Origin of the sequence: Lacrimispora sphenoides JCM 1415 (genome assembly GCF_900105615.1) — a bacterium.
Taxonomy (GTDB): domain Bacteria; phylum Bacillota; class Clostridia; order Lachnospirales; family Lachnospiraceae; genus Lacrimispora; species Lacrimispora sphenoides.
On sequence record NZ_LT630003.1, the window covers coordinates 3,066,704 to 3,080,881 of the forward strand.

At 40.9% G+C, this 14,178-nt stretch carries 14 protein-coding genes; 1 reads left to right on the forward strand and 13 read right to left on the reverse strand.

Annotated elements, in window-relative coordinates; genetic code table 11:
- Positions 1-263: 263 nt before the first annotated feature.
- The 7 genes from BMX69_RS13820 to BMX69_RS13850 form a co-directional block, all read right to left on the reverse strand.
- A complete protein-coding gene (locus BMX69_RS13820; protein WP_100042645.1) occupies positions 264-893 on the reverse strand; it encodes an HAD family hydrolase in 630 nt (209 codons plus the stop codon).
- 25 nt (positions 894-918) lie between these two features.
- Positions 919-1,767: a GNAT family N-acetyltransferase gene (locus tag BMX69_RS13825; protein ID WP_100042646.1), complete on the reverse strand. Its 849-nt coding sequence runs from the start codon at positions 1,765-1,767 to the stop codon at positions 919-921.
- 42 nt (positions 1,768-1,809) lie between these two features.
- A complete protein-coding gene (locus tag BMX69_RS13830) occupies positions 1,810-2,544 on the reverse strand; it encodes a class I SAM-dependent methyltransferase (RefSeq protein ID WP_100042647.1) in 735 nt (244 codons plus the stop codon).
- Between the two features lie 82 nt (positions 2,545-2,626).
- The gene (locus tag BMX69_RS13835; RefSeq protein ID WP_197678651.1) at positions 2,627-3,472 is read right to left on the reverse strand and encodes a GNAT family N-acetyltransferase; all 846 of its coding nucleotides are present in this window, start codon (positions 3,470-3,472) and stop codon (positions 2,627-2,629) included.
- A gap of 57 nt (positions 3,473-3,529) precedes the next feature.
- On the reverse strand, positions 3,530-3,952 hold the full coding sequence (locus BMX69_RS13840; protein ID WP_100042648.1) for a MarR family winged helix-turn-helix transcriptional regulator: 423 nt from the start codon (positions 3,950-3,952) through the stop codon (positions 3,530-3,532).
- Positions 3,953-3,964: 12 nt separating this feature from the next.
- Positions 3,965-6,226, reverse strand: coding sequence for an ATP-binding cassette domain-containing protein (locus BMX69_RS13845; RefSeq protein WP_100042649.1), 2,262 nt, complete (start codon positions 6,224-6,226; stop codon positions 3,965-3,967).
- A gap of 212 nt (positions 6,227-6,438) precedes the next feature.
- Positions 6,439-6,888: an acetyltransferase gene (locus BMX69_RS13850; RefSeq protein WP_054790393.1), complete on the reverse strand. Its 450-nt coding sequence runs from the start codon at positions 6,886-6,888 to the stop codon at positions 6,439-6,441.
- A gap of 361 nt (positions 6,889-7,249) precedes the next feature.
- On the opposite strand from BMX69_RS13850, the gene BMX69_RS13855 reads away from it, so the two are divergent.
- On the forward strand, positions 7,250-7,777 hold the full coding sequence (locus BMX69_RS13855) for a hypothetical protein (protein WP_100042650.1): 528 nt from the start codon (positions 7,250-7,252) through the stop codon (positions 7,775-7,777).
- A gap of 108 nt (positions 7,778-7,885) precedes the next feature.
- Here the strand turns inward: BMX69_RS13855 and BMX69_RS13860 are convergent, their stop codons facing one another.
- The 6 genes from BMX69_RS13860 to BMX69_RS13885 form a co-directional block, all read right to left on the reverse strand.
- A complete protein-coding gene (locus BMX69_RS13860; RefSeq protein ID WP_054790394.1) occupies positions 7,886-8,164 on the reverse strand; it encodes a hypothetical protein in 279 nt (92 codons plus the stop codon).
- Positions 8,161-9,726 (reverse strand): ABC transporter permease/substrate-binding protein, encoded by a 1,566-nt coding sequence (locus BMX69_RS13865; RefSeq protein WP_100042651.1) that lies wholly within the window; start codon positions 9,724-9,726, stop codon positions 8,161-8,163. The genes BMX69_RS13860 and BMX69_RS13865 overlap by 4 nt, the downstream gene beginning before the upstream one ends.
- On the reverse strand, positions 9,723-10,859 hold the full coding sequence (locus BMX69_RS13870; RefSeq protein ID WP_100042652.1) for an ABC transporter ATP-binding protein: 1,137 nt from the start codon (positions 10,857-10,859) through the stop codon (positions 9,723-9,725). Before BMX69_RS13870 ends, BMX69_RS13865 begins: the two co-directional genes overlap by 4 nt.
- Before the next feature lie 116 nt (positions 10,860-10,975).
- The gene (locus BMX69_RS13875) at positions 10,976-11,614 is read right to left on the reverse strand and encodes a GntR family transcriptional regulator (protein WP_100042653.1); all 639 of its coding nucleotides are present in this window, start codon (positions 11,612-11,614) and stop codon (positions 10,976-10,978) included.
- 119 nt (positions 11,615-11,733) lie between these two features.
- Positions 11,734-12,621, reverse strand: a complete 888-nt coding sequence (locus BMX69_RS13880) for a histidine phosphatase family protein (protein ID WP_100042654.1) — start codon at positions 12,619-12,621, stop codon at positions 11,734-11,736.
- A gap of 103 nt (positions 12,622-12,724) precedes the next feature.
- On the reverse strand, positions 12,725-14,155 hold the full coding sequence (locus tag BMX69_RS13885; protein WP_100042655.1) for a 6-phospho-beta-glucosidase: 1,431 nt from the start codon (positions 14,153-14,155) through the stop codon (positions 12,725-12,727).
- Positions 14,156-14,178: the final 23 nt, after the last annotated feature.

Genomic DNA, 14,178 nt, shown 5'->3' on the forward strand with positions numbered 1-14,178 from the left:
CAGCGCAGCGGCATCAATAAAATATGAAAGTATTCTTAAATTAAGGTACAAAAAACCAAGCCCATTACACCTGTAATAAGGCTAAATCATTCATACCTGCCATCATTCAATTGATTGTTATTTAAGAATACCTTGCCGCATAGTAGTTTATCTCCTTATATTGCTTTTCTCATATTACCTTATAAATACCAGAGTTGTCAAGCTCGCTTGGAGTTATTTGAGCTTCGGCAGGCGATGGAATGTTCTTCTGTTGCATCATATGTTCAATCCCTCATCATTAAAAGAAGATCGTCAGGTTTTTCTAAGTAATAATCTGCCTTTATTTCTCTGGAAAGGCTGCCCCAGCCCGCCAAAGCAAAATCAACCTTGGCACTTTTGGCACATTCCCAGTCATATACACTGTCCCCAATATAAATCAATTCGTTATTGTTCGCATTTGAGACTTCCATGTATTTGAAAAGAGGGTCTGGATCTGGCTTGTGCTCCACCGTATCATCAGCGCAAATAATCGCTGTGAAATATTTGCTAATATCAAATGGTTCAAAATCCTGTTTAAATTCTTCTCTTGTTTTTGATGTGACAATCCCTAATTCACAGCCGTATTGTACAAGGACGTCCAACAACTCACTTATGCCCTGGAAAACACATACCGTATTGCTGTAATTGGACATACATTTTTCCCAATGCCCCAGAATAAGCGAAATTGAACGTTCCGGGACGTTAAGTTTTTTCAATGCGTTCTTTCCGGGAATCCCCAATGCAAATGTCAGCTCGTTGATTTCTCTGTTAATCCCGGTTACGGCAATTAAGGTGTCTTGTAAAGAGTGCAGAACTGCATATTCCGTATCTATTAATGTTCCGTCTATGTCAAAGACAATATGCTTATACCTCATATATGACCTCCTCCGCGCTTCATTCCTATCCTATGTGCAAAAGCATCTCATACTGACTCACAGTAGTTTCAAACCCTAATTTAATCAGAAAATCCTTCATACATTTCGATTCGTCGTCTACGTTAAGGGCATTTATTTTTTGAGATTCCGTATTTTCGATTAAATCAGTAACAATGCTTCTTCCAATTCCTTTCCCTCTATAAACTTTTTTTACTGCAATTTGAGGGATATCTCCTGTCTTTTTATTAATAATACCGTATCCAGCAATTGTATTATCATAATGTACAATAGAATATAGAAATTCTTTTGATACCGCATTCACCGAATTAATCGAATTTTGCCATGAAGGTTCAAAATCCCAGAATTCTCTTAATTGTTCCCACGCCATCTGATCCGTGTGCTCAACTTTATGGTTTTTCACAGGAGCATAACTTTTTTTGTCTATTTTAAAGCAGGAAAAATTCCTTCGAATCTTGAATCCCTCTTTTTTGTACAATTGAAGTGCAGACGTATTGGATTGAATAACCTCAAGTAAATACTGTTCTATTTGATTTTGTTTAAGTACTTCTTTGACATTCAAAAGCATGTTACTTGTGACACCTTGTCTTCTGTAATCAATGATAACGCCTGTTCCAATATCATACACCGTTGTTTTTCCGTTTAAATTTCGAAGTCCATTTAGAACGAAACCAACCAACCGATCATCTTTAAACGCACCTATGGATATCTCCGGAGCATACCCTCTTCTTTGCAGCATTTGTTTGAATGTTTCAATGGGTAAATCCATTTCAACCTGATAATCGGAAAATGCATTCTGAAATGCTTCGTGAAGTGTTTCTATACTTGCATCATTTAAAGTTCTATAAGCTAACATTTGCCCTCCTCAGCTAATTGTTTCACTAATTAAATAAGATGATTACTTTTTTGCTTTTATAACCAGAAACGTAGGCTTAATAAATTCTTTCACCAAATCCGGCTTTTCCTTTATAGCCCATGGCTCAGGTGCCGGCTCTACCATATCTTTAAGAATAAAGCCTGTATGGGCTATTGTTGATATGATTTCTCCCATGGAACGATGGTAGTTGATTACACCATCCACAAACCATGGGCCAACACGCTGGCCGCTTTTCCCATAGTCAGAGAAAGTATAAGAAATAAAGTTTCCGTTCTCATCCATGTTATGATGACCATTACAATCCATGGTGGCTGTTACAATGGGATGTTCCTGTGAATAGATCAAGTACCCGCCCTCATTTAAGAGCGAGTAAATATCTTCCATAAGTTTTTGAAAATTTTCTGCGTAATGAAAGGCAAGTGAACTGTACACCAAATCAAATTTCTGTGTTAAAGCAGATAATTCTGACATGTCCATACGACAGTATTCAACGTTCGGGTGAGAGAATTCCTTTTCTGCTATTTCAAGCATCTTTTGTGAAAGATCAATGCCAACTACTTTTTTAGCCCCATTTTGTGCGAATGAAAAGCTATTATGTCCATATCCGCATCCTATGTCTAAAATTGTTTTCCCCTTGATATCCGGCAATAATTTGTTCATTGCAGGTTGTTCCAATAAATCATTATAGCTTTTTTCGCCCCTTAATTTCATATACTCTTTAAAAAACACTTCATTATCGTATATATTTTGGCTCATGTAAGATTCTCCTTTGTTCTTTCAATTAGTTACATCTCATAATTCCCTATGATACATCATCGTTGCTCTTGCTTTGATTTAATTATGCATGTGATAAAACAGGAAACATCATTTGATGATTCACAAACCAATTGTCCTTTCCTTTAAGAACAAAAAGAGTTGTATCCTCTTCTTCGAGAATACGTGAATGAAAGGCTGCATGTTCTGCAGGAGTGAAGCCAAAAACTACAGTGCGTATTTGAGACTCTGCTGCTCTGGATACCATTTCAATCATAGCATGATTCCCGTCACTAAAAATATCATAACAAGTTAAAATCTCATTTTTATTTGAAGCTATTATTACAGCATCAAAATCTTCCAGAAAGTACACACAATCTTTCATCGATGAAGTACAATAAAACATAAGCAATTCATAGTTATCCTTTATTGCAAGCGCGGAGTATGGGTTGGATTTCGAGTAATACCGCTTTAAGAGCTCACGATCACTTGCAAGGCTCATGTCAAGTTTCCTTAAGCGCCCTTTTGTTGGAGTGATAGGACTGCTGCATTGGTATTCAACGGCTTTTACAAAACCAAATTTGGGGTAAAAATCAAGAACACTGTCATTGGCAAACAGACACATGGTATCGCATGTTTCTTTCCATTCACTTAAAATTCTTTCTATTAAATATCTGGATAACCCCTGGTTTCTATAATCGGAGTCCGTCATAACAGTGCCAATCTGGATGCATCGTTTTTCCTGCCCTTTATAAAGGGATTTTAAAATATTCACAGATGCATTAGCAATTACCTTTCCATCATCAATCAAGGAATATGGAATATATTTATCTGTCCAATATCCATTCTGATAAAATTCTTCAAAAGACAGTCCAAAGGTTTTTTCAGCTAAACTGTTATAACTGCGCCGTAATGCATTATCCTCTTTCATGCTGTTGGTAAAGATATAATTCATATAACCGACTTCCTTCTCTTCCTACTTAAGCTATCATGTTTTTTCAGCATACAAGCTGGTGATTTTTTTACACATCATTGAAAATGCCTGTACTTCCTCTGGCGTTAATGCTTCTTCAATTAAGTTCATGATTTCATTACCAAAATCATCGACACGGTTTAAAAAGGCTTTTCCTTCACTGGTCAGTATAATTTTATAGGAACGGCGGTCATTAAGCTGCCTTTCCTGTACGATATACTTTTTTTCCAACAGCCGTTTCGTTAATTTTGAAATGCCCGACTGCGAGATTCCTTTCATTTCAGCAAGCTCTTTCGTTGTTTTTGGTCCTTGATTGCTCAACGTATCAAGGATATAGTACTGTGCAGTTGAAACACCTTCTACGTTAAATTTGTTTGAATCAGATACAATCATACACTGAAAAGGGACATAATTTTCTTCTAATTCTTTTACTGCCATAAAGCCGATCTCCTATATTTTATTCATATATTTTTTCAGGGATTTTCCTGTCAGGGAATCTTTACAATTCATTAAATCTTCCGGCAGCCCAGTAAACATAATTTTACCGCCATGCTGTCCGGCATATGGGCCTAAGTCAATAATCCAGTCTGCCTGGCAAATAATATCCAAATTATGCTCTATTACAATAAGGGTGGAATTTTGTTCTACAAGACGATTCATGATACCAATCAACTGCTTTATGTCAGCCATATGCAGGCCTGTTGAGGGTTCATCCAAAACATAAGCTTTCCCTCCGTTTAAAAGCTCGGAAGCCAGTTTGATCCGCTGCAATTCCCCTCCTGACAGTGTGTTCAAGGGCTGCCCCAAAGAAATATAGGTAATTCCAACATCTGAAAGCCTGTTCAGTACTGTTCTTATTTCTTCTTCCTGAAAAAATTCCAAGGCCTCCGATACGGTCATTTTAAGTATTTCACCAATATTTTTACCTCTTAGCTTATACCCGAGCACTTCGTCGGTATAACGGTTCCCGTGACATTCTTCACATACTGTAACAATGGTATCCATAAACGCTAAATCTGTATAGGTAACACCTAAGCCTTTACAAGCAGGACATGCGCCTTGGGAATTGAAACTGAACAGGGAGGCGCTGACACCGTTGCTTTTTGCAAATAGTTTTCTGATCATATCAAAGATACCTGTAAAGGTTGCTAAGTTGGAACGCTTTGATGCTTGTATTCCCTTTTGGTCGATAAAAACAGTATCGGGATAAAATCGAGGCAGCACCTGATTAATAAGCGTACTTTTTCCTGAACCGGCAACCCCTGTCACAACCGTCATTACTCCTTTGGGTATTTCAACTGAAAGGTTCTTCAAATTGTGAAGCGTTGCATTGTGAATGGAAAGCCAGCCTTTCGGGGTACGAGTGCCAGCTTTTAATTCCGGCCGGTAAGACAGATACTTCCCTGTCAATGTACCCGATGCTTTTAACCCTTGTAAGCTCCCCTGATATACGATTTCGCCCCCATGGATTCCCGCGCCGGGCCCCATATCAATCACTTGGTCTGCAATTTTTATTATATCAGGGTCATGCTCCACGATAAGTACGGTATTGCCTTTGTCACGCAAAAGTTTCATAAGGTCATTGATCTTGCTTATATCATGAGGGTGAAGTCCTATACTGGGCTCGTCAAAAATATAAGTAAGGTCTGTTAAGCTGCTGCCCAGCTGGCAAACTATTTTGATTCTTTGAGATTCTCCGCCCGATAGAGTGGATGTCTGTCTGCTTAAACTTAAATAGTCCAATCCAATGGATACCATTTGCTGCAGACGATTCACCAATTCTGAAACGATTGCGGCCGCCACTGGAGCATTGATTAACTGGATAAATTCTAATAGTTCGTTTATCTGCATATCCGCGCATTCCGCTATATTTTTACCGTTCACTTTGCAGGATAAAACTCTGTCATTCAGGCGTGTCCCATGGCAGTGGGGACAATCCTGCTTTATGATAAAGCCCTCAATTTCTTTGCTGTATCTAACTTTTTCGCCATCCTCTTTTTTGAGAAAGCTCCGCTCGATCCGTGGAACCACCCCCTCATACAATGATGTTTTAGGCCATTCGGGAAGAGGATCTTTCACCTTAATGCCGTCAGCGTAAAGAAGCAGATCCAGTTCTTCAGCGGAATAGTCTTTTATTTTTTTATCATTATCAAAAAATCCAGAATAGATATATCGGGTCAGCCGCCAGCCGCCGGGTTCAAAAGTAGGGAAACGGATTGCTCCCTCATTTAAAGATTTATTTTTATCTAACAGACGTTCAATATCAACTGCTTCTATCTTTCCTAAGCCCTGACATAAGCTGCACATTCCAGCCGGATTATTGAATGAAAAAACATCGGAATATCCGACAAAAGGTTTTCCAATTCGTGAAAACAACAGACGCAACAAAGAATAAATATCTGTAATCGTGCCGACCGTTGACCGTGCATTACCGCCTAACCGTTTTTGATTGATTATAAAAGCTACCGATAAATTTTCGATCATATCCACATCAGGTTTTCCGTAATGGGGCATACGGTGACGGATAAAACTTGTGTAGGTTTCATTTAATTGCCTTTGGGATTCTGCTGCTATTGTATCAAACACGAGTGACGATTTACCAGAACCGGATACTCCGGTAAAAACCGTAATTTCTTTTTTGGGTATCAGGACATCAATATTTTTTAGATTCCGATCCCTTGCGCCAGATACCCGAATATAATTATCAGACATAATTTTACCTTTCCACTATATATAGTTGACACAGTTAATATATGAGTGTGTCAACTATATCTTATCACCATTTTTACTTCTTTGCAATGATATAGAATAGAACTTTATGGAAATATAGTTACATAATGCTGTTGAATTATAAATCAGATATTAGGCAAAAAAGGCGATCCCCTGCATGGTTCTTCGCCTTTTTCTTATCAACCTGTTACTATTTAACCGTCACTTAATTTAAGATGAAGTATTGGAAATGGTCTGCCTTGTTCATCAAGCTCTGACCTGCTAATGACATGAAAACCCATGTGTTTATAAAATCCTATGCCCTGATCATTCTGTTCATTTACATCAACATATTTTGCATCTAAATTATCAACAGCATAGCGGATAAGCTTCTTTCCAATTCCTTTTCCTCTGGCCTCATCATGGATAAACAGCATCTCAACTTTATCACCGGCTGTACCTATGAAACCATGAGGAGTATCATCTTCAAAATAACAATACAAATGTTCAATTTCTTTTAATCCCTTTATTACTTCCGGTTTGATCGCCTGGATGTCATCTTCTGATAAAAACGTATGAGTAGCTGCAACTGCAGATTCCCATATATTTAGTAAATCATTTATTTCTTTATCATTCCTGTTCTTTACAGTATGAATATTTGACATTTCATTACCTCCTGTTCTTTATTGAGGCACGACAATCAAGGCATTATACGCCTTTCATTCCGGTTGTCGATGAAACTGATATATACGATATGCCTCAAACAATGTTTCATCTACCTTTTCCTTGCTTGAGGCGGAGAAATCATCTTTGTATTTAGTATAAAGCTTCGCACTTAATATCACCGCCCTTTATCTTGCTCTCATTATATTGACTATTTGAGTTCCTGTCAAATAAATACGGAGGTATTGGGTACGTGTCTGATCAGAGCAGTTGCCTCCATTTTTTTCCAGACTGCTATATTGTATTCTGGCGGATTTCTGTTAAAATAAGGTTATAAAAAGTCGTAAAATAGGGGGAATAAAAATGGCAGAGATTATTAACGTCTATAAAGAGCATTTACCCTCATTGCGTTTTATTGGGAAATGCTATACCAACGCTGACAGATCTGGCGGATTTGGCCACAAATGGATGGAATGGTTTCGAAACGGCTGGTTTGAGGAGCTTGAAACGCTTAACCGTGACCCGAATATTGAAAACAGTTATCTGGGTTTTATGCGCTGCAACAGCAACGATATTGAAAACACTTTTGAATACTGGATTGGCATGTTCCTTCCACCTGATACATCTGTCCCCGATGGCTATGATTTTATAGATTTGAATGAGGGCAGCATCGGTGTATGCTGGATAAAAGGCAAAGAGGATGACGGCAGCATCTATGGCATGCACGATGAGTGTATTGCTAAATTCCAGGAACATGGTATGGGTAACTTTCAGGACGATAATGATAAAAGGATTTATTTTTTCGAAAGGTATAACTGTCCGAGATTTTCCGAGAAGGATGAGCATGGCAATGTTATTTTAGACTACTGCATTTACTTGTCAGAACTATAGGCTAACTCTTTTGCTGTTACTTGTCAAAATATAACAAGAGCCATTGCATCTTCTTTCCGATGCAACGGCTCTTGTTCGCTATATTCTTAACTTCTTTCCGGACAGCATTTAATCATTTATAAAAACCTGAGCCATATGAATGAGAAAACTCAATGTACGCAGGATAAACACACATCCTGCAATCACATATACCCAGGGAATGCGCAAAGTTCCAAGCAACCATAAAAGCAGCATTACAACTGCCACATCCCGCATATACCGTCCAAACATTAAACCGATTCTTTCTTCCCTCAGGGACAGGGGCTGGTCAGCGCTCATCAGCCAGCGGCACTTGGGAGAAGTAAAAACAAAGGATAGAAAAGCAAAAAACAGAATCCCATAAATCATGATATCAATCCATTCTCTTTCAGGAAATCCTGGGCGACTGCAGCAGGTGTCTGCTGTAATTCATCCACTTTGTAGTTCAGTTCAATCATAACTTCATTGGTTAAAAACGGTGCCAATTCTTCCATGATTCCGGCAATTTCCGGGTATTTCTCCAAAGCTTCCGCCCGAATAACCGGAATGGCAAAATAGGGCGGGAAAAAGTTTTTATCATCTTCCAGCGTTTTTAAGTCGAATTTTTTTAATAATCCGTCAGTGGAGAAGGCATCAATGATATCCACCTCACCACTTCCCAAAGCCGTATAACGGGGAGCTGAATCTAAGGTAAGGCGTTTTCCTATTTGGAAACCATATGCTTTCTGAAGTCCGGACAGTCCATCCTCCCGGTTGGAGAATTCAAACGTAGTACCGGATGTTAAGGTATCGCTTATTTTGGCAAGATCACTTATTTTATCCAAATGATACTTCTCAGCCATTTCTTTTGTTACAGCCAATGTATAAGTATTATTAAAGCTCATCTGCTTAAGCACTTCCAGATTAAGCTGCTCCTTATACTCTTCCTTTACCGTCTGATACACCTGCTCCATATCACTGATCGGCGGATGTTTGAGGATATCAGTGTATGAGGTACCGCTGTAGTCAATATAAAGATCAATATCTCCAGTCTTCATTGCGGCAAAGCATACCTGTGACCCTCCCAGACTCAGCTTTCTGTTTACTGTGATATCCGTTCTGTCTTCTATTAAATCTGCCACCATATTCCCAAGAATCTCTTGTTCTGTAAAATCTTTTGAGCCAACTGACAGAGTACGGGCATCCCCTGATACACTGCCAACGGATGTGAAAAGAAATATAGCCGCAACCAGCATTGCAGCCGCTCCCAGCATTGCCTTTTGGATATTTCTGCTTTTTTTCTTAACCGAGGCATCTCCCTTTTGAAGGCTGACCGGAGTTACCAGCTTTTCTGTAAGACCAATCAGAAAGTCTACCATCAGTGCCAACAAACAGGCAGGAATGGCACCAGCCAGAATTTGATTGTTGTTCACCGTACGTATGCCGGAAAATACCAGGTATCCCAGGCCCCCGGCACCAATAAACGCAGCCATGGTCATCAGCCCTACTGCTGTTACAGAAGCGATCCGCACTCCTGCCATAATAACAGGAAGAGCAAGGGGAATCTGCACCTTTGTCAGCACCTGAAAGGGCGTCAATCCGATTCCTTTGGCAGCCTCCAGCGTCTGGGGATTAATATTATCAATTCCAGTATAGGTATTCTTAATAATGGGAAGAAGAGAATATAGAACGACTGCAACAATTGCAGGAATGACACCGATTCCCAATAGGGGGATCATGAAACCAAGCAGCGCCATACTGGGAATTGCCTGAATCACATTTGCAACCGCTAATATCGGTTTACTGGCTTTCGCCGCAAAGGATATAAATATGCCAAGGGGCACCCCGATCAGGATAGCCAGACCCACCGATATGGCAGTCAGCTTCAGATGTTCGATCAACAATGAAAGAATCTGGGGATAATTACTGATTATATAATTCCAAAAGTTCATTCTGACTCTCCTCCTTCATAATCAAAGTATTGCTGACTCAGGGTCGTCACCAGACTGCTCCGTGTAATGAGCCCCTTAAGACGCCTTTGATCATCAACCACCGGAACCGTCGACACTTGGTTTTCGGTCACTATTTTCAGTGCATCCAGTATGCATTGATCCGGTAAAAGGGTAGGAAAGTCCTCATACATAAATTGCTCTGCCAACTGGGTTCTGTCCTCAATGCCTCTTAATTTACTGGCCTTGACAATCCCGATCAGGCGCCTGCTGTCCCGATCCACCATGAGCAGGCTGTCGACCTTGTTCCTGCGCATTTTTTCAATGCATTTTAAGACAGATAAGTCTTTGGTTGCAGTGACAGGCTGTTCGATCATAATGTCAGAAACCTTGATGTATTCCGGTGAAGACCAGATCCTGTTTTTTCCTACAAAGTTTGAAACAAACTCATCCACAGGGTTGTTTAAGATATTCTCCGGCGTGTCATATTGCAGAATATCGCCATCCTTCATGATGCAGATCATATCCGCGATCTTAATGGCCTCATCCATGTCATGTGTTACAAAAACGATCGTCTTCTTTAACTTAGCATGCAGCTGCACTAACTCATCCTGAAGATCTGACCGTGTCATGGGATCCAGGGCCGAAAAAGGCTCATCCATCAGGATAATATCCGGATCCGTGGCAAAAGCTCTGGCAACACCGACACGCTGCTGCTGTCCACCGCTAAGCTCCGTCGGATAACGATTCAAAAACTCATCACAGTCAAGTCCTACCATCTGCATCAGCTTCTTTGTATTGTCTTCAACGTCCTTGGGCGGCATCTTTTCAAGCTTTGGAATCAGCTCAATATTTTCCTTAACTGTCATATGGGGAAACAGTCCCGTCTGCTGGATCACATATCCGATTTTCCGCCGCAGGGCTACTTCATCCATGCTGCCGATATTTTTCCCGTCAATGGAGATCGTACCCGATGTGGGCTTGATCAGCCGGTTGATCATTTTTAAGAGTGTGGTCTTTCCGCAACCACTCTCACCAATAATAGCAACCAGACTACCGCTATTTATCGTAAATGTAATTTGATTCAGAACCTGCTTTGTCTTATAACGTTTGGAAATACGTTCAAATTGTATCATATATCTCCCTCCTTTTTAGCAAAGTAACAACTTAATTATATTATAGAGTTGTCACTTTGTCAAATTTCAAAAAAAACGCCTGAAGCGAAATGGCTTCAAGCGTTATGATAAAATTATTATTTGGATGGATATAAAAATTCTCTTACACGATCAGGAGTGTCATCCTGAGTTATGAAGTATATGGTATCATTTTCCGAAAGAGCAACGTATGGTCCGGGGGATTTCATGACAGTATCATTCCTGCTTACTGCAATCACCGTTGCCCCGGTCCGCTGCCAAAATTGGATTTCCGTTACCGTCTTATTTAAATGAACACAGTTGCTGGTGATCCGTATCTCAAACGGCATAAACGGATTCATTGACCGGAAATGAACGGAGGCCTCTATCAGATCCTTCAGGCAGTCATTTAAATTCTCCATTTCCTGTTTTTGGCGGCTGACACTCTTTAAAAGATTCTCTTTGATTGTATCGATGGTCTGCCGCTTACTGTTTTGCTGGATGTACTCTGCTGCTTTTTTCTGGGACCTAATGATGATCCCATTCCCCTTTTCCGAGGTTACGATCCCCAGATCGCTGAGTATGCAGATCGCCCGCCGTGCTGTCTCCGGAGATACGCTGTACTGGCTGGCCAGGGATGAACGGGCGTATATCTTCTCACCTACCTCATATTCCCCATTGGCGATCCGGGCCGCCACCTCTACGGCAATTTGCTGATAGCGGGGAATTGCTGTTTTATGCTTAACCTCTATGTCCATGTAAATCACGTTTCCTTTGCCTGTTATAGTATAAAGCAACACCAGTATAGCCTAAAACGTGATACAAAGCAAGATGAGGTTAATTCCATCCCCTCTTTCCTTTTATGATCTTTTTATAATCATTTTCCTTTTTCAGCATAAGACAAATCATTCACCGTTTCAACTGTATATATGCCGTCTTTGACAACCACTTTCGATACACTGGCATTTTTAAGCCCTGATGTCGGCACTTTAGCATTTGCATCGACTGTAGAAAGAAAAGTTCCGATGCTTAGTCCGTGAGAAACTACAAGAACATCCGCATTGCCTTTGTCCATGGATTCCTTTACGATATCGCTAAATGCCGCATGTAAACGGTCCTGGATTGTGGCAATATCTTCCGCAGGCCAATTGCCCTCTTCCGCTGCCTTATCCTTATCCAGCTGTGCCAGAGTATCTGCAAAAGGTGCAACCGTATCCATGAAGCTTCCTGTCTGCATGGAAGCCATCATATCCTCCAATGACATACCCTGCGCTGCTGCAATTGCTCCCCACATTTCATCATTTGGCATACCTTCGTAAGTACCAAAGTTAAATTCCCTGAGCCTTTTGTCTTTATGAATCTCAAGATTCTGGCCCTTCTCTTTCAGAACAATTTCTGCCGTTTCAATAGCCCGCCCGCTATCGCTTGTATACACAGCGTCAAATTCAATTCCCTCTAATTTTAAGCCTCGTCCCAAAGCGCTTGCCACTTCTATACCGGCGGGTGTGAGCGGTGCATCGATCCAGCCTTGTGATCGGTCTGCAGTATTTAACATGGTCTTGCCGTGACGTGTAATATAAAGTGTCACCGTATCAATCGCTTCCTCAGACTCTTCTGCAGATGCTTTCTCTGTTTCATTCTTTGTTTCTGCCGTTTCATTCTTCGTTACTGCCGTCTCCGGCTTCTTCACAGATGACGTCTGGCAGCCTGTTAAAAGCATGGTTCCCAGTAAAAACGCTGATATATATCCGGTAAATTTTTTCATTCTTTATTCCTCTCCTTATTATTATATACTCCTTTCGATCATTCCCGCCGGATCGCTGCCGGTCCGCCCCCTCTTGACGGGCATGGCAGCATTCCATCCGGTTTTAATAGGTCAGATCCTCCCCATTAGCAGCAATAACTTTCTTATACCAATAAAAAGATTTTTTCCTGAATCGTTTTCCGGTTCCATTTCCCGAATCATCCAGGTCTACATAAATAAAGCCATAGCGTTTGCTCATTTCTCCGGTGGAAGCACTTACTAAATCAATACAGCCCCAGGGCGTATATCCCATTAAATCCACACCATCGATTTCAACCGCATCTTTCATGGCCTCAATGTGGGATTTTAAATAGTCAATGCGGTAGTCGTCTTCCACATATCCATTTACATCAGCCACATCCTTCGCACCTAAACCATTTTCCACGATAAACAGTGGTTTTTGGTAACGGTCATACAAAGCATTGAGAGTAATGCGAAGTCCCAGAGGATCGATCTGCCAGCCCCACTGGCTGGCTTCCAGATAAGGATTTTTCAGGGAAGCAAATACATTGCCTTCGGTAGTCCCTGCAGCCGTTGGATCCCCGCTGGCTACTCTTGACGAATAATAAGAAAAGGAAATGAAGTCAACAGGCGATTCTTTCAATATCTCCAGATCATCTTCTGTAATATCCAGCTTAATTTTCTCTCTTTCAAAGCGCTTCCAGGCATAATCAGGATACTCGCCTCTAGCCTGTACATCAACGAAGAAATATCCCTCTCTGTCGCTTTCAAATGCCGCCCATACATCCTGAGGCTTGCAGGTGAAGGGATAATATTGTCCCGCCGCCAGCATACAGCCCACCTTGTTCTGCGGATCGATCCCGTGAGCCATTCTGACTGCCAAAGCACTGGCAACCAGTTCATGATGGGCTGCCTGGTACTGAATCTGGGTTCTGTCCTCCCCCTCTTCAAAAAATAATCCTGCTGCCATAAAAGGACCATGGAGAATCATGTTGATTTCATTAAAAGTAAGCCAATACTTTACCAGCCCTTTGTAACGGGTAAATACAGTCTTACAGTAATTTACAAAAAAGCCGATGACCTTTCTGTTCCTCCAGCCGCCGTATTCTGTGATCAAGTGCATGGGACAATCAAAATGTACCAAAGTAACTAGCGGTTCAATGCCATACTTGCGGCATTCTTTGAAAATAGCTTCGTAAAATTTCAATCCTTCCTCATTGGGAAATTCGTCGTCCCCGTTAGGAAAGATTCTGCTCCATGCGATGGAAAGACGATAAGTTTTAAAGCCCATTTCTCCAAATAATTTTATATCATCAAGATAATGGTGATACATATCAATCGACTTTTTTGCCGGGTAATAGTGTTCCTCATCAAAGTCGAACATTTTCTTCGCTCCGGTAACGACAGCCCAGCGGTCTTTGCCATGCGGAACCACGTCCACATTGGCAAGTCCCCTGCCTCCCTCTGCATATCCTCCTTCGCATTGGTTGGCAGCAGTTGCACCGCCCCATAAAAAATCCTCTCTAAACGCCATATAATAACTCCTTTCCTATATAT

Coding starts and splice junctions, on each gene's coding strand:
- BMX69_RS13820 (WP_100042645.1), bottom strand. CDS start 893: ATGAGGTATAAGCATATTGTCTTTGACATAGACGGAACATTAATAGAT.
- BMX69_RS13825 (WP_100042646.1), bottom strand. CDS start 1,767: ATGTTAGCTTATAGAACTTTAAATGATGCAAGTATAGAAACACTTCAC.
- BMX69_RS13830 (WP_100042647.1), bottom strand. CDS start 2,544: ATGAGCCAAAATATATACGATAATGAAGTGTTTTTTAAAGAGTATATG.
- BMX69_RS13835 (WP_197678651.1), bottom strand. CDS start 3,472: ATGAAAGAGGATAATGCATTACGGCGCAGTTATAACAGTTTAGCTGAA.
- BMX69_RS13840 (WP_100042648.1), bottom strand. CDS start 3,952: ATGGCAGTAAAAGAATTAGAAGAAAATTATGTCCCTTTTCAGTGTATG.
- BMX69_RS13845 (WP_100042649.1), bottom strand. CDS start 6,226: ATGTCTGATAATTATATTCGGGTATCTGGCGCAAGGGATCGGAATCTA.
- BMX69_RS13850 (WP_054790393.1), bottom strand. CDS start 6,888: ATGTCAAATATTCATACTGTAAAGAACAGGAATGATAAAGAAATAAAT.
- BMX69_RS13855 (WP_100042650.1), top strand. CDS start 7,250: ATGGCAGAGATTATTAACGTCTATAAAGAGCATTTACCCTCATTGCGT.
- BMX69_RS13860 (WP_054790394.1), bottom strand. CDS start 8,164: ATGATTTATGGGATTCTGTTTTTTGCTTTTCTATCCTTTGTTTTTACT.
- BMX69_RS13865 (WP_100042651.1), bottom strand. CDS start 9,726: ATGAACTTTTGGAATTATATAATCAGTAATTATCCCCAGATTCTTTCA.
- BMX69_RS13870 (WP_100042652.1), bottom strand. CDS start 10,859: ATGATACAATTTGAACGTATTTCCAAACGTTATAAGACAAAGCAGGTT.
- BMX69_RS13875 (WP_100042653.1), bottom strand. CDS start 11,614: ATGGACATAGAGGTTAAGCATAAAACAGCAATTCCCCGCTATCAGCAA.
- BMX69_RS13880 (WP_100042654.1), bottom strand. CDS start 12,621: ATGAAAAAATTTACCGGATATATATCAGCGTTTTTACTGGGAACCATG.
- BMX69_RS13885 (WP_100042655.1), bottom strand. CDS start 14,155: ATGGCGTTTAGAGAGGATTTTTTATGGGGCGGTGCAACTGCTGCCAAC.